We start from the raw sequence: 19,230 nt of genomic DNA on the forward strand, positions 1-19,230 counted from the left end.
CCACCAAACCTGTTGGCTGCAAAGCATAACTTTGAACTAGGGTCGCTGCATTTTATAACTGACAGGCTGGCCGCAAAGCTCTAGCGTGCAGGCAATCAAAAAAATCAAAACAGTCCAATAACGGGAGAATCGGACATGGCTGAACGGAAAACTCTTTCCAGACGCACAGTGCTGAAAGGTGCGGGGGCCGCTGCCCTTGCGGCGCCGCTTTACAGCAAAAGCGCACTGGCATCTTCGGGTGAGATCAACATTCTGATGTGGTCGGACTACCTGCCGCCTTCGTTTATTCAGGAATTCGAAACCCTGACCGGTATCAAGGTGAATTACACCGGCATCGGATCGAACGAAGAAATCATCAACAAGATGAAGGCGACCAAGGGTCAGGGCTTTGACATCGTTTCGCCCACCAATAACCGCTCGCTGCAGTGGGAGCCGTTGGAACTGCTGCAGCCGTTCGATATGAACAAGGTTCCGATTGATCTGGTGAACCCGGCGATGGCAGCAATTGGCACCGATGCTTGGAATTTTGGTGACAGCGGCGCGCACTGGCTGCCGCATATCTGGGGCACCGAAGGGATCGCCTATCGCACCGATCTGTGGCTGCCCGAGGGCGACGCGCCGTCTTATGGCGATGTCTGGTCCGAAGAAAACGCGGGTAAGACCATGGGTCGCGCGCATTCGATGATGCTGGGCGCGGGTCTCTACATGGAGCGTGCAGGTGAAATGGAGCCGGGCTCGGTCTGGGCCGCATATGGCGACGAAGAAACCATGCGCAAGGTTTGGGGTCAGATCACCGATTGGTGCATCGAACGCAAGAACCGGATCAAGCTGATCTGGAACGATGCGGATACCCAAAAGAACGGCCTGCTGAACGAAGGTGTGGTTGTGGGTCAGACATGGGATGGGCCGCCACTGGCGCTGAAATCCGCAGGTGAGCCGGTGCATTATCAAGCTCCGATTGAAGGTGCGATGGCTTGGGTGGACGGTATGTCGATGCCCTCGGGCGCGGCCAACATCGACCAGGTCTATGCCTTCATCGACTTCGCCTATCAGGCGAAACCGGCCGGTGTGGCGATTGACAGCCACGGTTACAACTCGCCCGTTCTGGGTGCCGACCAGTATTCTGGCGATACCTACAAGAAGAACTTTGCCGAAGCTTATCCGGGTGACTCACTGGCCAACCTCAACCCGTGGCCGGCCGAAGCACCTTGGTATGCGGAAACCCGGACCGAGTTCGTCAACAAGTTCAAAAGCGCCTGATCGCTTTGAAAAGATGCCCTCCGCGATTGCGCGGGGGGCTTTCAACCTGTGCGCCGCCATGGCGTAACGGATGCTATTTCGGTGCGGTCAGCCGCCGCACCAGACGGAGATACCTAAAATGAGTGCAGGGGTCGGTGTAGATCTGGAAAACCTGTGGATCCGTTTCGGCGATTTTGTCGCCGTCAGGGATGCCAATGTGAACATCAACGGGGGCGACTTCTTTTCGTTCCTTGGCCCCTCGGGCTGTGGCAAGACCACGATCCTGCGTGCTGTGTCGGGCTTTCTGGACCCCAGCGAAGGGCGGGTTCTGATCGGCGGCAACGACATGGAGGGTATAGGTCCAAATAAGCGTCCTACAGCGCTGATTTTCCAGAACCTCGCGCTGTTCCCGCTGATGAAAGTCTGGGAAAACATCACCTTCTCGATGGAGATCAAGGGCGCCAGCGCCAAGGAACGCCGCAAGCGTGCTGATGAGCTTTTGGACATGATCGCGCTGCCGGGGCAGGGCGACAAGTTGCCCAGCGAACTGTCCGGCGGACAGCGTCAGCGGGTCGCCATTGCGCGTGCGCTCTGCGCTGAGCCGGACGTGCTGTTGCTGGACGAACCTCTGTCGGCGCTGGATCTGAAACTACGCCAGCATATGCGGACCGAGCTGCGCGAGATTCAACAGCGCGTGGGAATTACCTTTATCTACATCACCCACGATCAGGGTGAGGCGCTGACTATGTCGGACAATATCGCCGTCATGCGCGCCGGCGTGATCGACCAGATTGCCGATGGCAAGACCATCTACAACGACCCGAACACGGCCTTTGCGGCCTCGTTCGTGGGTGAAAACAACGTGTTCCGTGGCAAGATCAAGCAGGTCATGGGGAACGAGGCGATGATCGCAACCAACCGTTCGGGCGATCTGGTGGCACGAGTCTCCACAGCGAACCAAGGCAAGATGAAAGAGGGAGATGACGCCATGCTGTTCATCCGCCCCGAAGCCTTTGCCATCGCCGCCGACGGCGCGACCGGAGATCATTTTGTCAACGCTCGCGTGAACCACGAGGAATTTGAGGGCAATGTTTTCAACATCTTCACCGAAGGTGAGGGTGGCAAAGAAATCAAGGTGTCGATCCCGAACCACGGTCAGTCCTTCAAGGACCACACCGGTCAGAACATCACGCTGGAATACGAGACGCATAATGCGGTTCTGGTACCAGCGGGTGAACTGGCTGCGGAATAAGAGGGTCTGACACATGCCCAAGTTCCTGAAGGAATTCTTCAACCGCAACGGCACCGGCATGGGGCTGGCGATCCTGGGTCTGGTCCTGTTCTGGACCATCGGCCTGATCATCCTGCCGCAGCTGTCGATGCTGGATTTCTCGTTCCGTCCGAACCTTCCACCGCCCGAGATTGGCGGGCCAAAGGACGTCTATACTCTGGAGAACTACAAATACCTGATCTACGGTCCCGAAGGCGGTAGTCAGGACTATAACGCTGTCGATCTGCGCGTCTTTTTCCGGACGTTGCTGGCTGCGGTCTGTGTTACGATCTTTAACCTGATCATTTGTTATCCGATTGCCTACTATCTTGGCCAGTCCAAGGGCAACCATATCCGCATCTTCGCAATTATGCTGATCATCCCCTACTGGATCAACGAGATCCTGCGAGCTTTTGCCCTGCGGATCATCTTTGGTGAAACTGGCGTTTTGAACACTCTGTTCGTCGGGTTGGGTATTTGGGATACGCCGTTTGACTTCATCCGCAATGATATCGCTCTCTATGCCGGTCTGGGCTACGCCTATATCCTGCTGATGATCTTCCCGATCTACAACGTGATCGAAAGCTTGGACGGCAACCAGATCGAGGCCGCGCGGGATTTGGGTGCGCCTTGGTGGCGGATTCATTGGCGGGTGGTCATTCCTTACGCAAAACCGGGGATCAGTTCAGGCTGTACGATGGTCTTCATGTTGTCTGCCGGTGCACTGGCCGCGCCGCAGATTCTGGGCGGGCCGTCCAGCCTGTGGTTCACACAGCTGATCTATCAGCAGTTCAATGACAACAACGACTGGCCGCAGGGGGCCGCATACGCGATTGTGCTGCTGGTGACCTGTATCCTGTTCGTGCTGGCAATGATGCGCGTGTTCAAGGTGAACATGGGGGATATCGGGAAATGAACAATTCCTTCCTCCGCATAAGCATCTGGGTCTATCTGGTCATCTTCTTCCTATACCTGCTGGGCCCGTTGGTGATCATGTCGGTCACGGCGTTCAACTCTTCGGTGTTCCCGAGGATGACGCCGTGGGAATGCCTGACGTTCCAGTGGTTCGGAGAGCTGTTTCAGGATCAGCGCATCCTGAACGGCATCAAGAACTCGCTGATCATTGGCGCCGGGACAGTGGTTCTGTCGGTGGCGATGGGTCTGGCGGGCGCATTGATGCTGACCCAGATCTGGCCGAAACTGCGCGCGACCTACTACACGATCATCATCGCGCCGATCCTGATCCCGGGCGTGGTGCTGGGTATCTCGACGCTGGTGTTCTGGGACCGGATCAACCGAATGTTGGGGCTGGGCGCAGACAGTGTGTTGTCGAACGGGATTTTCCTGACTGTGATTGGTCAGTCCACCTTTATCGCCAGCTACTGCATGCTGGTGCTGGTGGCGCGGCTGCAGCGCTATGACATCGCCTTGACCGAGGCGGCGCTGGATCTGGGGGCAAGCCATGCGCAGGCCTTCCGCAAGATCCTGCTGCCCTTCATGCGCCCGGCGATTGCGTCAGCGGCGGTGTTGGCGTTCCTCGCTTCGTTCGAGAACTACAACACCACCACCTTCACCTTCGGCGAGTACCCGACGCTGACCATCGAACTGGCGCAGAAGGTGCGGTATGGGATCACGCCGTCAATCTCGGCACTGGCTTTCATCATTGTGGCATTGACCGTGTTCTTTGCCTTGCTGAACGAAGCCAAGCTGAAACGTCAGGAACTGGTTGCTGCTGCGCGCAAGCAAGCCACGGTCGAAGAACTGGCAGGCAAGATCAAATTGCCCAGCTTCTTTGCAGGTAATATGGCTGCGGTCTTGGTTGTTGTCTTCGCTGTTGCCACGATCACGGTGGTCGGCACCGCGACGGCCTACAACCCGGCCCAGTGCATCGCCAACGTCAAAGAGCAAAAGCAGCTTGAGGCCGAACAGCGCATTCAGGAGCTGCGCAAGCAGCGTGAAGAACGCCGCAAACAGCGTGAAGCCGAAGAAGCAGAACAGGGCGGTGCGCAGCAATCTGCCCCGAAACCATCCAACAACAGTGGTTTTGGCAACGTGTTTGCGCCGAATACACTTGGCGGTGACGAAGAGGGCGAAGCAGAGCCCGAGACGCCACCCGCCAGCAATGGTGGATTTGGCGGTGCCTTCGATCCCAACTCGCTGCAGAACGACCAGTAACACTGGTCAACACAACCAACACGCGCCCGGAGAGTTAACCCTCTTCGGGCGTGCCATTTTGCAGGATGGCGACGTCGCATGCCGCGATTTCGTGCCCGTCCCATCGAACGGTTTCGGCGCTGTAATTCATCAGAAACACGTGTCGCTCAGTCTCGCGTCTGCGCAATCCCGGCGGCAGCGGATTCAAGGCAAGACCGACCTGCTGCGCCGCCATGGTGATGATGCGATCCCAAAGGGTCTCATCTGGAAAACCCGCAAGATACCAAAGGCCGTCTTGCCCTTTGAGCGCCGGCGTTCCGTCTACATAGGTCAGAAGGTCCGCCGCGCTACCAGAGAGGCGGTCGATCCAGTGCAGCGCCGCGCCGCCTCCGGTCACGTCCCGTTGCACGTTCGGAGGCAGGGTTTCGACCAGATCGACGTCGCAATCCAGACCGGACAGGCCGGGGCGTCCTGTTTCCGGTATCTGAAAATCATGCGTGATCGCGCCGCTGCGGGGGCCGAGGATGGTCAATTGGCTGCATGCGGTCAGACGATGCGCGAAATCATCGTTCAGTGTGGCCAATCCGGGGGCCAGGATCAGCTTATAGCCCGTCTTGGGTGTTTGGGTCGGCGAAATGAAGTCAACTGACAACCCTGCTCGTCGCAATGCGCGATAGGCGGAAAACACCAGTCGGAAGTAATCGAACCCTGCGCCCTGCGGCTGTGTCGCCCAGGCCCAGTCCGACGCGTAGTCGAACAAAATCGCCACGTCTGCTTGTACCTGTGTGACCGGGCCGAGCTGCGCGAGATCGTCGGCAGTTTGACGCGCCTCTGCCAGTGCCGGGGCGGGTTTGTTATTCGCTGTGAACAATCCGGCATGCATCTGTTCTTGTGCAAACGGGGCCTGACGCCAACGAAAATAACTGACCACTTCGGCCCCATGCGCCACGGCCTCAAGCGACCATAGGCGCACCATGCCCGGCAGGGGTGCAGGATTGTAGGGTGCCCAGTTCACCGGACCCGGTTGCTGCTCCATCACCCACCACCGGCCCCGGCCTACAGCACGATAGAGGTCGTGGTGAAATGCCTGCATGTCCGGGTCGCCCTGTTGCAGGAAGGCGGTCTTATGCGCGTCATCCGCCTCAAGCCGGTCAGACAGGAACCCGATCGGATAGCTGTCCCATGTGGCGATATCCAGATCCTCGCCCACCTTGAAATGGTCGAAATCCAGAACCCGGCCCATGTAGTTGTGAAGCAGCGGTGCATCGGTCAGCGGCCGCAGCACATCAACCTGCGCCTTGTTGAATGCAGCCACCTGATCAGAGCTGAACCGACGGAAGGCCAGAACATGCGCGGGGTTTGGCTCGGTCACGGTCAGATTAGGCAGATCGATCTGTTCGAAGCTGTCGTATTCCATCGACCAGAACACATTGCCCCATGCGTCGTTCAAGGCTTCGACCGAGCCGTATTGGTCTGCCAGCCAGAGCCGAAACGCGTGCAAAGCCGGTTGGCTGTAACTGACGGTCGTATCATGGCAGCCATATTCATTGTCGATCTGCCACGCGGCGACATGCGGGTTGCGGCCATATCGTTCGCCCATGACCCGTGCAATGCGGACGCATTCCACGATGTAGTCCTGATGGCTAAAGCAATAGTGCCTGCGCGAGCCGAACTTGCGGGGCTGCCCCTGCGCATCGACGGCCGGCATGTCGGGATGCTTCTCAAGCATCCAACGCGGCGGCGTGGCTGTTGGCGTACCCAGAACCACTTTCAGCCCCGCTGCCCCCAACACATCAATCGCGCGGTCCAGCCAGTCAAAGTGCATCTCACCGGGTGTCGGTTCCATCCGGCTCCAGGCAAATTCACCGATCCGCACCCATGTCAGGCCGGTCTCGACCATGCGGGCGGCGTCTTCGGCCCACATTTTTTCGGGCCAATGTTCAGGGTAATAGCAAACGCCAAGTTCGGGGTTCATAAGAGGACTCTGTGTTCGGCCTGTCCTTTGCCAGCGCCGGTGGCCGCAAAGGTCATGCCATTGGTGGGTTGAGCGGCCAGCGCGTCGGCGTCCAAACCTTGACGGGCTGTGGTGCAGAACAGTGTGGTCAGATCCTCGCCGCCGAATGCCGGGCAAGACGTGTGCGCAGCGTTATATGAAATGGCGGTCAGGAATTGACCTGCATGGGTATAGGCTGCGACACGGCTGGCCCCCCATTGTGCGATCCAGATGTTGCCTTCAGCGTCCACCACTGCCCCATCGGGGTTCAAACAGTCGACGCGGAGGTCCAGAAATACTTCGCTGTCACCTTCCGGCCAGCCGGAATCTGAGTTCAGCGGCCAGCGCTTAACCTGCTTTGTCACCGTGTCCGCGTAGTAAGCGCAGGACCTATCCGGGGCAAAGCAGATCGCGTTTGAGATGGTGACGTCGGGCACCAACCGCCGCAACTCACCCTGATATAAACGATAGATCGAACCAGCGCCGCGTTCGGAACTTTTGCCCATCGTTCCGATCCAAAACCCGCCCCACGGGTCCGCGCGCCCGTCATTCGAGCGCGTGACCGGATTGTCGGTCTCAAGCGGCGTAACCAGTTCTTTCTGGCCGTCCGTCAGGCTAAAGCGCCACAGTCCCGTTTCAGAGGCGATCAACAACGTTTCTCGATCAACCCAGCCCGCCGCCGAGACATGTTCGTCAAACTGCCAACTCTTGGGAGCATCGTTTTCCTGTGTCATCAGGCGTTTGCCCGCGATGTCGAACCAGAATAGTTGTCGGCGTGCCGGGTGCCACAAAGGCCCTTCGCCCAACTCGCAAGGACGATCGTCGTAGACAGAGCTCATCCGGCGGCCTCATCATACGCGGCCACGATCTGCGCCGCCCGTTCTGCGACCTCAGTGACGGCCATACCGGGTTTGAACAACGCCGAGCCGATGCCGAATCCATCTGCGCTGGCCTTGATCCACTGGTCGAAATTTTCTGGACCCGCACCGCCCACGGCATAGACCTGCGTGCCCTTTGGCAGCACTGCGCGCAGGGCGGCCAAGCCTGCTGGACCAGCCAATGCACCGGGGAACAGCTTCAGCCCCGTTGCCCCGGCTTTGAGAGCAGCAAAAGCCTCGGTCGGGGTGAAAATGCCCGGCCAGCTTTCCAAACCCAGATTGTGGGTGCGCCCGATTACTTCGGGGTCACAGTTCGGCGACACGATTAGCTTGCCGCCTACACCCGCCACGGCATCGACCTGTTGAACCGTCAGAACGGTGCCAGCGCCGATCAGGGCACGGTCTCCGAATTTCTTGGCCATCAGGCCGATTGACTCCAAAGGATCAGGAGAGTTCAGCGGCACTTCGATTTTGTCGATGCCGGCGTCGATCAGAGCCTGACCTGTGGCCAAGGCATCAGAAGGGGTCAGGCCACGCAGAATGGCGATGATGGGGCGACTCATGCGGTTTGCCTTGTCAGATTGCGGGCTTGTTGCAGACCTGCCAATGTGCATTGCGTGCTGTTGGCGGTTTCAACAAAAGCGCCCTGTTGTTGCAGTGCTTTGGCGTAAATTTCAGACAGGCCCTCGGCCCCGATGATCGCCAGTTGCTGACCCAGCCAATACGGGCGGGTCGCGGCCAGCTCGGCGCCAATCAGATAACCCGACAGCCGGGCCTTTGCGACGCCGCCATCCTGCCCCTGCAGCAGATCGGCAGCCCGCAGACCGAACAATCGCGCGGCCAGTTGTTCCGGTTTTGACAGGGTATCCGACATTGCCTCGGAAAAGGCGGCATCGTCCCAGCCATCACCGACCGAGTGTTTCAGAACCGATTGCCCTTGCAGCAGATCGAACATCTCGCCCGTCATGAAGGTTCGGAAACTGACAACCTCACTGGCGCTGACTTGCACCCACTTGGTGTGTGTCCCCGGCAGGCAGATCACGCCATCCCAGTTCTGGCGAGTGGCCAGAAAACCGGCAATTTGGGTTTCTTCGCCCCGCATCACGTCCGGCGGAGAGACCTGATTCAGCCCAGGCACTACAAAGGCCCGGATGCGGGGGTCGGTGCCAGGCACGCGAAACGGCGTAACCGGGGTGGGGTCGCAGGGAACGGTGGAATAGGGTGCCTCGACCCAGCCTTGCCGGGCTCCGACCATACCGCATGCGACCACGTCGATTGGTGCCTTGCCCAGCCAACCCTCAATCAGCTCGAACAGGGCAAGTTGGAACTCATCTCGCTTTACCCGCGCCATGCCTTTGTCCGACTGAGCTTGGTCCAGAACTTTGTCACCCTGCATCGCCCAAGCACGCAGATGAGACGTCCCCCAGTCGACCGCAATCCATTCTGTCTTCATGGCTCTACCCCGTTACGACAACGCCGCCATCGACGGCTATGCACTGACCGGTCATGGCCCTACTGGCTTGTGAGGCCAGGAACAAGGTCGGCGCAATCATGTCTTCTGGCGTCAGGTGTTCTTTCAGGCACTGGCGATCCATATGGGCGGCCAAATCTTCAGGCGTGGCCCACATGTCCAACTGTTTTTGCGTCAGTACCCAGCCCGGTGCCAAAGCGTTGACGCGGATGTTCTGCGGCCCCAGCTCGCGCGCCAAAGACCGCGTCATACCGGTGATCCCAGCGTTGGACGTCGTATAGATCGGATAGCCTGCGTTGCCCATCATGTAGCTGATCGAGCTGAAATTTATGATCGACCCGCCTTCGCCCTGCATCTGACGCGCGGCCTCCTGACAGGCAAAGTAATAGGCCTTGAGGTTGACCTCGATCATCCAGTCCCAGAATGCGGTGGTAGTTTCCTCAAGCGAATGGCGTTTGTCATTGGCCGCGTTGTTGACCAGCACCTTGAGCGGTCCATGCGCCTCGGCGGCCTTGGCCATGGTGGCGTGCATCAATTCGGTATCGGTCATGTCGCCCTGCATGAACAAAGGCGCGCGACCGTGTTTTTCGCGCATTTCGTCGACAAAAGAACTGGCGTCCGAACGTCCGATAAAGGCCACGTTGGCGCCCTGCGCCAAGAACCCGTCGGTCAGAGCCGCGCCAACACCGGAACCGCCGCCGGTAATATAGACCGAAGCGCCATTGAGATCGTGAAAGGTGGCTGTTTGATCCATCAGTGGCTCTCTCTGGTCACAAGGCGGGTGTCTTTGCCGACAAGGAAATCTAGGTCCGCGCCCTGATCGGCCTGCAGTACGTGGTCAATATAGAGTTTTGCGTAACCGCGGGTGTAATGCGGATCGTCCGGTTGCCATGCGGCTCGGCGTGCGTCCAGTTCCTTTTCATCGACCAAAAGGTCCAGCGTGCCGTTGCCGGCCGACACGCGTATTCGATCACCGGTTTTGACCAGTGCTAGCGTGCCGCCGGCCTGTGCCTCTGGGCTGACATGCAGGATGACGGTGCCGTATGCAGTGCCGGACATGCGGGCGTCGGAGATGCGGATCATGTCGCGGACGCCTTCCTTCACCAGCTTTGCCGGGATCGGCATGTTGCCGACCTCTGGCATGCCCGGATAGCCCTTGGGTCCACAGCCTTTGAGCACAAGAATGGTCTCGGGTGTCACCGGCAGGTCGTCGCGGTCAATATTGGCTTTAAGGTCTTCGATATTCTCAAACACATAGGCTTCGGCTTCGGTCTCCAGCAGTTCGTCTGTCGCCGCCGACGGTTTTACGATGGCTCCGTTCGGCGCTAGGTTGCCACGCAATACGCGCAGACCTGCGGCGGGTTTCACCGGGTCGTTGAAGGGGCGGATGACGTCTGAATTGAAACACTCGGCCCCTTCGTAGTGGGCTGAGATATCTTTGTTCAAAACTGTTTTGGCCGGGCGCAGGAAGGGTTTAAGTTCGTTCAGCACCACCGGCACGCCACCTGCGTAGCAGAAGTCCTCCATCAGGTATTTGCCTGAGGGCATGCAATTCACAAGCAGGGGGATTTCCGACCCGATTTCGAAGTCTTTCAACGTCAGGTCCACCCCCACGCGACCCGCCAGCGCCAACAGGTGAACCACCGCATTGGTCGACCCACCCACGGCGGCATTGGCGAGGATGGCGTTCTCGAACGCCTCTTTGGTCAAAATGTCCGAGGGTTTGAGGTCTTCGTCCACCATCTCGACAATCCGCTTGCCGGTCAGATGCGCCAAGGCCATGCGGCGGGCGTCGACTGCGGGCAAAGCGGCGTTGGTGGGCAATGACATGCCCATCGCTTCGACCAGCGAGGCCATGGTCGAGGCTGTGCCCATGGTCATGCAGACGCCTGCGCTGCGGGACATGCCGGATTCGGCGTTCATGAAGTCCTGCAAGGTCATCTCACCGGCGCGCACGGCTTCGGAGAATTTCCAGACATCAGTGCCCGAACCGATATCCTGCCCACGGTATTTGCCATTCAGCATCGGGCCGGAACTGACCACGATTGATGGCAAATCCACCGAGGCTGCGCCCATCAGTTGCCCTGGCGTGGTCTTGTCACAGCCGCCCAGCAAGACGACGCCGTCGATTCCATAGGCGCGAATGGATTCTTCGACGTCCATCGCAAGCAGATTGCGGAACAACATAGCGGTGGGTTTCATTTGGGTTTCACCCAAACTCATGACCGGAAATTCGACGGGGAACCCTCCGGCCTCCCACACACCGCGCTTGACGCCTTCGGCCAGATCGCGCAGGCCCGAGTTGCAGGGGGTCAGTTCCGACCACGTATTGCAGATGCCAATGATCGGTCGCCCGTCAAAGGCGTGATCGGGGAAGCCCTGGTTTTTCATCCATGACCGGTGGATGAACCCGTCTTTGTCGAGCTTCCCGTACCAGTGTTGTGAACGGCGTTTTGTCATTTTGGCGATGCTTTTTGTGGCAGGATCAGGATTTGAGTATTTTGGAAAAGATGAAGATCAGGCGGCTTTGGCTGGGCGGCACCAGTCTGGCAGCCAATCGGAATGGGCGGTCAGAAGATCGGTGACGAGGTTTTGGATTTGGCGAAGGTCCAACTCGGCTGCGGTGTGCGGGTCCATCATGGCGGCGTGGTAGATGAATTCGGGGTTCTGATCGACCAGAGCGCGCACTGTCAGTTCCTGCACATTGATCTGGCTGCGCATCAACGCGATCAGTTGCGGCGGGATGTCTGTGACGACCGAAGGTTGCACGCCGTTGCTGTCGACCAGACAGGGGGTTTCGACCGCCGCGCCAAGGGGCAATTGCGGGATCTGGCCGGTGTTGGGCAGGTTGCCATAGGCCGTGTAAGGCGTGTCCGTGACAATGGCGTTCATAAGGTCGGCGGCGAATTCGTGGCTGCGAGAGACTTCAATGTCGCGGCCATCGGTCAGGGTCTTGGCCTGTTCTTTCCAGTTTTCAACCTGTTCGACGCAACGGGTGGGGTATTCGTCCAACGGAATTGAGAACTGCTCGATCAGATCCTGCCGCCCGTCTTTGATGAACCACGGCACATATTCGGCCAGATGCTCGGAACTTTCGGTGCAGAAATAGCCAAGATGGTCCATCACCTCGTACCGCACTTTGTTGGGGCAGCGGGGCATCAGAAGTGGAGCTTTAGGGAACTGACCACCGGCATAGCCTTGCCGCAAAGCTGGGTAGAGGTCACGGCCCTGATGTTCCAGCCGCAGGAAGAATGCCACGTGGTTTACGCCTGCGACCTTATACTGGAACTCATCCTTGGGCAGGTCCAGATCGTGTGCCAATTCCTCGACCGTGTTCTGGACCGAGTGGCAGAGACCAACATGTTTCAGCGTCGGGAATTGCTCGGCCAGTGCCCAGGTATTGATGGCCATCGGGTTGACGTATTGCAGAAGCGTTGCGTTGGGGCAGAGCTGCATCATGTCGCGTGCGACATCCCACAGAACCGGAACTGTGCGCAGGCCCCGCATAATGCCGCCAACGCCCAACGTGTCGGCGATGGTCTGGCGTAGGCCGTATTGTTTGGGGATTTCGAAGTCGGTCACTGTACAGGGTTTGTATCCGCCGATTTGAAAAGCAGTGATCACGAAATCCGCCCCATCCAGAGCGGCGCGGCGATCAGTGTGGGTCGTGATAGTTGCACCCGACCCGACGGAACGGATCATGGCGCGGGCCACAGCCTCGCTTTCGGCAAGACGTTCAGGGTCGATATCCATCAGCGCAAAGTGGCTGTCGGCCAAAGCTGGCGTCAGCAGCGCATCACCTACGATGTTCTGCATGAAAATGGTGGAACCCGCACCAATAAAGGTGATCTTGGTCATGTGGCGAACTCCGGTTCGGGGTTATTTGACGGCACCAAGGGTCAGGCCCGCGATGAAGTGTTTCTGCATCAGGAAAAACATGGCCACCGGCGGCAAAGCCGCGACGATGGAGCCTGCACTCATTAACTGATAGGCGGCCCGGAACTGGGCGTTGAAGCTGGTGATGCCCGCCGTCACAGGCTGGCTTTCGGCGCCTTGGGTCAGGACCACGGCCCAGAAATAGTCGTTCCAGATGAAAGTGAAGATCAGCACGCTGAGCGCGGCAATCGCAGGCTTCATGAGTGGCAGGACGACGTACCAGAAGATACGCCATTCGCTGATGCCTTCGACCCGCGCGGCTTCGATCAGTTCAAACGGAAGCGCGCGAATGAAATTGCGCATGAACAAGGTGCAGAAGCCCGTCTGGAAGGCGATGTGGAACAGGACAAGCCCGGTTTTGGTGTTGTAGAGGCCAAGTTGCAGCGTCAGATCGCGGACGGGAACCATTAAAATCTGGAAGGGCACGAAGTTGCCCGCGACGAACAGGAAGAAAATCCAGAGGTTCGAGCGGAACTTGTAAATCCCCAGTGCAAAGCCCGTCATGCAGCTGAGCGCGACGCATCCGATCACGGTGGGGATGGTGATCAGGAATGAGTTCAGCAAATACCTGGGCATGTCGGAGTTGAAGAAAACCTGCCCGTAGTTGAACGCGCCCTCAAAGCTGGACGGCATCCCCCAATAATTGGCATTGGTGAAATCCGCCGCCGGTTTGACCGAGAACAGGGCGACCGCCAGCAGCGGCCCCAGCCACAACAGCAAAGCCAGTGGCAACATGGCCTGATAGCTGATCTGCGCTGCGCGGGATTGTTTTTCGATAGGTTTGGGAAACATCTCAATGCCCCCTTTCTTCGCGGTACATCGACCACAGGAAGTAGGCGATGAAACAGAGCATGATGAGGAACAGGATGACCGCGATGGCGGCACCATATCCCATGCGGAAGCCGTATTCGGACAGGGCGACCTCGAACATGTAATAGGCCAGCACGCGGGACGAGCCGAAGGGTCCGCCCTGAGTCATGATCGAGATCAGGTCAAAGCTGCGCAGCGCTCCGATGATGGTCACAACAAAGGCAATGAAAGTTGCGGGACGCAGTTGTGGCAGGATGATGTGCCACAGCATCCGCGCGCCTTTGGCACCGTCAAGACGTCCGGCCTCGATCTGTTCAGGGTCCACGGCGTTCAGGCCGGTGAGGTAGAGGATCATGCAATAGGCGGTCTGCGGCCATAGCCCGGCAAAGATGATGCCATACGTGACGAACCGCTCGTCCCCCAATACGTTCAGAGGTCCGAGGCCGAAAAGTCCCAAGAACTCATTCAACAGGCCGAAGGTCGGGTCATAGAACCACGTAAATACCAACCCGACGACGACCTGAGAGATGACGAAAGGAAAAAAGAACAGGGATTTATACAGGCGAATGCCCCAGACCGTCTGGTTTAGGAACAGAGCGATAAACAGGCCTGCGGGGATCGCAGCCAGATAGAGGATCAGCCAGATCAGGTTGTTTTTGAGCGAGATATAGAACGCATCCCGGTCGACCCATTCCCAATAAAGGTCTTCGTAGTTTCGGAATCCTACGTATTCGGCGGCGCCAAGTCCGTCCCACTCATAGAGTGACAGGTTGAAGGATTGGAAGACCGGGATGATCACATAGACCATGAAGAACAACAGGCCCGGAGCCAGAAACAGCCAAGGCGCGATGCGCTGTTGGTTGCGATGGAACCAGCTTTCCTGTTCGGGGGCGTCTACGGCTGACATGAGCTAACTCGGGTTTGAGTAGAAGGAGTAAGGCGGGTTTGTACCCGCCTTACGCAGGTTTTAGGTGCAGGCCGGGCTGTTGCCCGACCTGACCGGTTTAGTTGTCGTAGATGCGCTGACGGGCGCGTTCCAGCTTCGCCAAAATGCGGTCGGCGTTGTCCGGCTTGACCATGAACTCCTGGAAGCCTTCCATCGACACTTTGGCCATTTCAGCAGGTGCGTCACGATCCCAGAATTGTGCTACACCGCCAGGGCTGTTGGAGGACAGCATAGCAAACCCCTGTTGCAGGAACTTGTCGTCATCCACCGCCGATTTGGCGTTCACTGGCAGCTGCCCCAGATTCGCGCCGTTGTTGATTTCGGTCTGTTCGTCAGGCGAAACAACGAAGCGCAGGAATTCGCGTGCAGCTTCTTTGTTCGACGCGTTGGCCGGGATGTGGAACGTGTCGGTCGGGGCGTCTTCTGCCAGTTCAACGTCGGGGTTGATGGCGACGAACTGGTAGAAATCCAACTGGTCGTCAGTCAAGCCAGCCTCGCGTAGCGGGGCGACGGCGAAATTGCCCATCAGATAGGCGGTGGCTTCACCGTTGACCATGAAGGGCAGCGCCTCTTGCCAGCTATAGGTCTGGTGGTTGTCGATGAACGCGCCCATGTCGATCAGCTGCTTCCAGTTGGCGAAGGTCTGCTTGACCCGGTCGTCTTCCCAGCTGATCTCGCCATTGGCGAGTTGGTTGTGGAAGTCGTACCCATTGGTGCGCATGTTGAGGTAGTCGAACCAGCCGCCCGCGGTCCACAGGAACTTGGTCCCGATGGTATAGCAGGCACGACCGGAATCGACGATCTTCTGGCAGTTTGCCAGTTCTTCTTCCCAGGTTGTCGGTTCGCTCAGGCCCAGTTCGTCAAAGATATCTTTGCGGTAGTAAACGCCCCATTGGTAGTAGGTATAGGGCACACCCCACTGCTTGCCGTCGATGGTCATCGCACCTTTAGTCGACCCAAGATTGTCGGCAATCTCAGGTTCTGCCCACAGGTCCGAGACGTCCTCGAACAGACCGGCCTCGACATAGGGCTTCATGCGGTTGGCTGCATACCATGTTGCAACATCCGGCGTATCCGCCGTCAGGAAGTTGCGGATCTGCGTCTTATAGGCCTCGCGGTCGATCACAGTGGTTTCGATCTCCAGCCCCGGATGCTGTGCTGCAAACCGTTCGATCATCGCTTCCATTGTCGCACGCGGCGCCGGGTTCGACGTATCGAGGAAGATTCGAAGCTCACCGGTGAGTTCGGCTGCGACGGGCGCAGCTAGTGTGACACTGGCTGCCAGCGCTGCGGCAGAGCGCTTGAACATGGAATGCATGGTTTCCTCCCTTAGCTCCCATTTAGTTCCAAATAGTGAAACTTTGTTTTATATATTGAAAACTACACATCAACTCGGCTAGTCTTGTCAAGACCCTCGTGCAACGGCCTTGGGTCAAAGGGAGGAGAATTACGCACCCATGTCAGGTGACGGAACAATAGGAAAAGCATGTGATGTGCTGGATCAGGTGGCGGCGTTTCAGCGCCCCGTCCGATTCGCGGAATTGCTGGAAAGCAGTAATTTTCCCAAGGCAACGCTGTACCGATTTCTGCAGACACTGACCAATCAGCGCATGTTGTCTTACGATCCAGAGCGTCAGACCTACACGCCGGGTTTGCGGCTGGTCCGGTTGGCGCATGCCGCGTGGACTCAAAGCTCTTTGGCCCCGATCGCGCGCCCGTTTTTGGATGGGCTGAGCGCCGAAACCGGCGAGACAGTGCATTTGGCGCAGCTTGATTCCAGTCAGGTGTTGTATGTCGACAAGCGCAATGCCGCCCAACCGGTCGAGATGTATTCGCAGGCCGGGAAGGTCGGTCCGGCCTATTGTACCGGAGTTGGTAAGGCGATGATGGCCTTTCTGGACGAGGCGGCTTTGGACCGTGCCGTATCCCAGCAAAGCTATCACCGGTTCACCGAAAAGACTCTGACCTCTGAGGCCGCGCTGCGTGCCGATCTCGACCTGATTCGCAGCCGTGGTTACGCCATCGACGATGAAGAGCACGAGCCGGGCATTATCTGCGTCGCCTGTCCGATCCTGACATCGGGCGGGCGGATGCTTGGGGCGATTTCCGTGACCGGATCGACCGAACGAATGAACTTTAAACAGTTGGAAACCTGGGTTCCCCGTGTTCGCCGTGTGGCCGAACAGATCGGAGCCGAAGCACAGGCCTGGCGGTTCCCCGAGACCCGCCAAAACGCCGACAAAGACAGGATAAAAGCGACATGACGGGTGTAACTCTGAACCAAGCGATCAAGCGGTATGGCGAGACGCAGGTTATTCATGGGATTGATCTGCAAATCGAGGATGGTGAATTCTGTGTGTTCGTTGGGCCTTCGGGCTGCGGCAAGTCGACCTTGCTGCGGATGATCGCGGGGCTAGAGGAAACAACCGAGGGGCAGATCCATATCGGTGCACGTGAAGTGACTCACATGGACCCGGCCAAGCGGGGCGTGGCGATGGTGTTTCAGACCTACGCTTTGTATCCTCATATGACAGTGGCCGAGAATATGGGCTTTGGTCTGCGCATGAACGGCGTCGCCAAATCCGAGATCGACCAGAAGGTGCAGCAGGCGTCGAATATCCTGAAATTGGATCAATACCTCAAACGCAAACCCAAAGCCCTGTCCGGTGGTCAGCGTCAGCGGGTGGCCATCGGTCGCGCCATTGTGCGGGGGCCTGAAGTATTTTTGTTTGATGAACCCTTGTCCAACCTCGATGCCGAACTTCGCGTTGAGATGCGGGTCGAGATTGCGCGGCTGCACAACGAAATCGGCGCGACGATGATCTATGTGACCCATGATCAGGTTGAGGCCATGACCATGGCCGACAAGATCGTTGTATTGCGGGACGGTCGGATTGAACAGGTCGGTGCGCCGATGGACCTGTACCGGGACCCGGATAACCGTTTCGTGGCGGGGTTCATCGGATCTCCGGCGATGAACTTTTTGGAGTGCGATTATGCCGACGGCAAAGTCTCACACCCGGCGCTTAGCGCACCGCTGGAAATGACGGTAAATGTGCCTGCGGGTATGACGCGGGTTACACTGGGTATTCGCCCCGAGCATATTGAAATTGACCGCGCTGGAGATGCCTGCACCGTCGATTTGACCGAAGCCCTTGGCGGGGTGAGCTATTCCTATTTGCTGGCACCGAATGGCGACAAACTGATCGTGGAAGAACGTGACGACCAACGCAGCAGACAGGGGGATAGGATCGGCATCATCGCCCGGCCAGACCGCGCCATGCTGTTTGACCCCGAGACGGGTCAAAGGTTCCGATAGTCGTAGGTCTCCGCCACGAACAGAGCGCGCCGTTTCACTAAACCGGCGCGTTTTTTCTTGGCTTCAATTCTTCTTGTTTTGTATCCAATATCCGTTAAGGCGAGTCGTAGTGCCGTACTAAGCCGCTCTTTGTCCGCATTTTGGAAGGAAAGCCCCGATGTCGACCAATGTTTTCACCGGCACCATGCCTGCGCTTATGACGCCCTGTAAGGCCGACCGTACGCCTGATTTTGACGCGCTGGTGCGCAAAGGCCGGGAATTGATCAATGTTGGTATGTCCGCAGTGGTTTATTGTGGATCAATGGGGGATTGGCCCCTGTTGACCGACGAGCAGCGGATGGAAGGCGTCGAAAGATTGGTCGCAGACGGGCTACCTGTTGTGGTTGGTACAGGCGCGATAAACACCAAATCCGCGGTCGCCCATGCTGCCCATGCCCAAAAGGTTGGGGCCGTGGGTTTGATGGTAATCCCGCGTGTGCTGTCGCGTGGCACGTCTCCGGCCGCGCAAAAGAATCACTTCAAGGCGATCCTATCCGCTGCGCCTGACGTGCCTGCCATCATCTACAACAGCCCGTATTACGGCTTTGCAACGCGGGCGGATCTGTTCTTTGCACTGCGGGCCGAACACCCTAACCTGATCGGCTTCAAGGAATTCGGCGGCAAGGACGATTTGCGCTATGCGGCCGAAAACATTACCAGTCAGGATGATCAGGTCACTTTGATGGTGGGCGTAGATACCGAGGTTTACCACGGCTTTGTAAATTGTGGCGCGACCGGATCTATTACCGGGATCGGCACGGCTTTGCCGCAAGAGGCTTTGCTGCTTGCCGCTTTATCCAAAAAGGCCGCCAAGGGTAACGCCGAAGCTCGTTTGCGGGCGCAGGAGCTGACCGAGGCGATTCATGTTCTGTCAAGCTTTGACGAAGGTCCAGATCTGGTGCTGTACTACAAGCATCTTCTGGTGCTGAACGGAGAGCACGAATACCGCATGCACTTCAACGAAACCGATGAGTTGACTGATGCGCAGCGCAATTACTGCGAACAGCAATATGACTTGTTCCGAACCTGGTTCGCTGACTGGTCCAAACAAGGCGGAGTGATCGCTGAATGCATGTGAACGACAGCCATACAGGACGAAGGGCGAAACGGGTCCGTCACCATTTTAATTTCAGTGCAGGCTCATATCATGAGCCTGATGACGTTGTGTTTCGGCC

Annotated in this window: 17 protein-coding genes; 7 read left to right on the top strand and 10 right to left on the bottom strand. The window is 57.9% G+C overall.

Annotated features, from left to right (window positions below; translation table 11 throughout):
- Positions 1–135 precede the first annotated feature (135 nt).
- From ACR0LN_RS09365 to ACR0LN_RS09380, 4 genes are all read left to right on the top strand, one after another.
- Complete coding sequence (locus ACR0LN_RS09365; RefSeq protein ID WP_480429289.1) at positions 136–1,260, top strand: extracellular solute-binding protein; 1,125 nt, start codon at positions 136–138, stop codon at positions 1,258–1,260.
- Between the two features lie 118 nt (positions 1,261–1,378).
- Entirely contained in the window at positions 1,379–2,491 is a 1,113-nt protein-coding gene (locus ACR0LN_RS09370; protein ID WP_480429291.1) for an ABC transporter ATP-binding protein, read from the top strand.
- A 13-nt stretch (positions 2,492–2,504) separates the two neighbouring features.
- Positions 2,505–3,425, top strand: coding sequence for an ABC transporter permease (locus ACR0LN_RS09375; protein ID WP_480429293.1), 921 nt, complete (start codon positions 2,505–2,507; stop codon positions 3,423–3,425).
- Entirely contained in the window at positions 3,422–4,684 is a 1,263-nt protein-coding gene (locus ACR0LN_RS09380) for an ABC transporter permease (RefSeq protein ID WP_480429295.1), read from the top strand. Before ACR0LN_RS09375 ends, ACR0LN_RS09380 begins: the two co-directional genes overlap by 4 nt.
- 34 nt (positions 4,685–4,718) lie before the next feature.
- Here the strand turns inward: ACR0LN_RS09380 and ACR0LN_RS09385 are convergent, their stop codons facing one another.
- The 10 genes from ACR0LN_RS09385 to ACR0LN_RS09430 all read right to left on the bottom strand — a co-directional run bounded on the left by ACR0LN_RS09385 (position 4,719) and on the right by ACR0LN_RS09430 (position 16,015).
- The gene (locus tag ACR0LN_RS09385; RefSeq protein WP_480429297.1) at positions 4,719–6,638 is read right to left on the bottom strand and encodes a beta-galactosidase; all 1,920 of its coding nucleotides are present in this window, start codon (positions 6,636–6,638) and stop codon (positions 4,719–4,721) included.
- Complete coding sequence (locus ACR0LN_RS09390; protein WP_480429299.1) at positions 6,635–7,495, bottom strand: SMP-30/gluconolactonase/LRE family protein; 861 nt, start codon at positions 7,493–7,495, stop codon at positions 6,635–6,637. The genes ACR0LN_RS09385 and ACR0LN_RS09390 overlap by 4 nt, the downstream gene beginning before the upstream one ends.
- Positions 7,492–8,097 (bottom strand): 2-dehydro-3-deoxy-6-phosphogalactonate aldolase, encoded by a 606-nt coding sequence (locus tag ACR0LN_RS09395; RefSeq protein WP_480429301.1) that lies wholly within the window; start codon positions 8,095–8,097, stop codon positions 7,492–7,494. The genes ACR0LN_RS09390 and ACR0LN_RS09395 overlap by 4 nt, the downstream gene beginning before the upstream one ends.
- On the bottom strand, positions 8,094–8,987 hold the full coding sequence (locus ACR0LN_RS09400; protein WP_480429303.1) for a 2-dehydro-3-deoxygalactonokinase: 894 nt from the start codon (positions 8,985–8,987) through the stop codon (positions 8,094–8,096). Before ACR0LN_RS09400 ends, ACR0LN_RS09395 begins: the two co-directional genes overlap by 4 nt.
- 4 nt (positions 8,988–8,991) lie before the next feature.
- Positions 8,992–9,759: an SDR family NAD(P)-dependent oxidoreductase gene (locus ACR0LN_RS09405; protein ID WP_480429305.1), complete on the bottom strand. Its 768-nt coding sequence runs from the start codon at positions 9,757–9,759 to the stop codon at positions 8,992–8,994.
- Entirely contained in the window at positions 9,759–11,465 is a 1,707-nt protein-coding gene (locus tag ACR0LN_RS09410; RefSeq protein WP_480429307.1) for an IlvD/Edd family dehydratase, read from the bottom strand. Before ACR0LN_RS09410 ends, ACR0LN_RS09405 begins: the two co-directional genes overlap by 1 nt.
- Before the next feature lie 57 nt (positions 11,466–11,522).
- Positions 11,523–12,863 (bottom strand): alpha-galactosidase, encoded by a 1,341-nt coding sequence (gene melA, locus ACR0LN_RS09415; protein WP_480429309.1) that lies wholly within the window; start codon positions 12,861–12,863, stop codon positions 11,523–11,525.
- 21 nt (positions 12,864–12,884) lie between these two features.
- Entirely contained in the window at positions 12,885–13,733 is an 849-nt protein-coding gene (locus tag ACR0LN_RS09420) for a carbohydrate ABC transporter permease (protein ID WP_170384570.1), read from the bottom strand.
- Position 13,734: 1 nt separating this feature from the next.
- Positions 13,735–14,658, bottom strand: coding sequence for a carbohydrate ABC transporter permease (locus ACR0LN_RS09425; RefSeq protein WP_480429312.1), 924 nt, complete (start codon positions 14,656–14,658; stop codon positions 13,735–13,737).
- 97 nt (positions 14,659–14,755) lie between these two features.
- Complete coding sequence (locus ACR0LN_RS09430) at positions 14,756–16,015, bottom strand: ABC transporter substrate-binding protein (RefSeq protein ID WP_480429314.1); 1,260 nt, start codon at positions 16,013–16,015, stop codon at positions 14,756–14,758.
- 139 nt (positions 16,016–16,154) lie between these two features.
- Here ACR0LN_RS09430 and ACR0LN_RS09435 point away from each other — a divergent pair, with 139 nt between their 5' ends.
- The 3 genes from ACR0LN_RS09435 (at position 16,155) to ACR0LN_RS09445 (ending at position 19,133) form a co-directional block, all read left to right on the top strand.
- The gene (locus ACR0LN_RS09435) at positions 16,155–16,961 is read left to right on the top strand and encodes an IclR family transcriptional regulator (RefSeq protein WP_480429316.1); all 807 of its coding nucleotides are present in this window, start codon (positions 16,155–16,157) and stop codon (positions 16,959–16,961) included.
- A complete protein-coding gene (locus ACR0LN_RS09440; RefSeq protein ID WP_480429317.1) occupies positions 16,958–18,016 on the top strand; it encodes an ABC transporter ATP-binding protein in 1,059 nt (352 codons plus the stop codon). The genes ACR0LN_RS09435 and ACR0LN_RS09440 overlap by 4 nt, the downstream gene beginning before the upstream one ends.
- A 157-nt stretch (positions 18,017–18,173) precedes the next feature.
- Entirely contained in the window at positions 18,174–19,133 is a 960-nt protein-coding gene (locus tag ACR0LN_RS09445) for a dihydrodipicolinate synthase family protein (RefSeq protein WP_480429319.1), read from the top strand.
- Positions 19,134–19,230 lie beyond the last annotated feature (97 nt).

The organism is Ruegeria sp. AA6, assembly GCF_056542865.1.

Excerpts from the sequence above, each read along its gene's own strand:
- ACR0LN_RS09405 (WP_480429305.1), bottom strand. The coding sequence starts at position 9,759 with ATGGATCAAACAGCCACCTTTCACGATCTCAATGGCGCTTCGGTCTAT.
- ACR0LN_RS09440 (WP_480429317.1), top strand. The coding sequence starts at position 16,958 with ATGACGGGTGTAACTCTGAACCAAGCGATCAAGCGGTATGGCGAGACG.
- ACR0LN_RS09445 (WP_480429319.1), top strand. The coding sequence starts at position 18,174 with ATGTCGACCAATGTTTTCACCGGCACCATGCCTGCGCTTATGACGCCC.
- melA (WP_480429309.1), bottom strand. The coding sequence starts at position 12,863 with ATGACCAAGATCACCTTTATTGGTGCGGGTTCCACCATTTTCATGCAG.
- ACR0LN_RS09395 (WP_480429301.1), bottom strand. The coding sequence starts at position 8,097 with ATGAGTCGCCCCATCATCGCCATTCTGCGTGGCCTGACCCCTTCTGAT.
- ACR0LN_RS09400 (WP_480429303.1), bottom strand. The coding sequence starts at position 8,987 with ATGAAGACAGAATGGATTGCGGTCGACTGGGGGACGTCTCATCTGCGT.
- ACR0LN_RS09390 (WP_480429299.1), bottom strand. The coding sequence starts at position 7,495 with ATGAGCTCTGTCTACGACGATCGTCCTTGCGAGTTGGGCGAAGGGCCT.
- ACR0LN_RS09380 (WP_480429295.1), top strand. The coding sequence starts at position 3,422 with ATGAACAATTCCTTCCTCCGCATAAGCATCTGGGTCTATCTGGTCATC.
- ACR0LN_RS09370 (WP_480429291.1), top strand. The coding sequence starts at position 1,379 with ATGAGTGCAGGGGTCGGTGTAGATCTGGAAAACCTGTGGATCCGTTTC.
- ACR0LN_RS09410 (WP_480429307.1), bottom strand. The coding sequence starts at position 11,465 with ATGACAAAACGCCGTTCACAACACTGGTACGGGAAGCTCGACAAAGAC.
- ACR0LN_RS09420 (WP_170384570.1), bottom strand. The coding sequence starts at position 13,733 with ATGTTTCCCAAACCTATCGAAAAACAATCCCGCGCAGCGCAGATCAGC.
- ACR0LN_RS09375 (WP_480429293.1), top strand. The coding sequence starts at position 2,505 with ATGCCCAAGTTCCTGAAGGAATTCTTCAACCGCAACGGCACCGGCATG.
- ACR0LN_RS09435 (WP_480429316.1), top strand. The coding sequence starts at position 16,155 with ATGTCAGGTGACGGAACAATAGGAAAAGCATGTGATGTGCTGGATCAG.
- ACR0LN_RS09425 (WP_480429312.1), bottom strand. The coding sequence starts at position 14,658 with ATGTCAGCCGTAGACGCCCCCGAACAGGAAAGCTGGTTCCATCGCAAC.
- ACR0LN_RS09365 (WP_480429289.1), top strand. The coding sequence starts at position 136 with ATGGCTGAACGGAAAACTCTTTCCAGACGCACAGTGCTGAAAGGTGCG.
- ACR0LN_RS09385 (WP_480429297.1), bottom strand. The coding sequence starts at position 6,638 with ATGAACCCCGAACTTGGCGTTTGCTATTACCCTGAACATTGGCCCGAA.
- ACR0LN_RS09430 (WP_480429314.1), bottom strand. The coding sequence starts at position 16,015 with ATGCATTCCATGTTCAAGCGCTCTGCCGCAGCGCTGGCAGCCAGTGTC.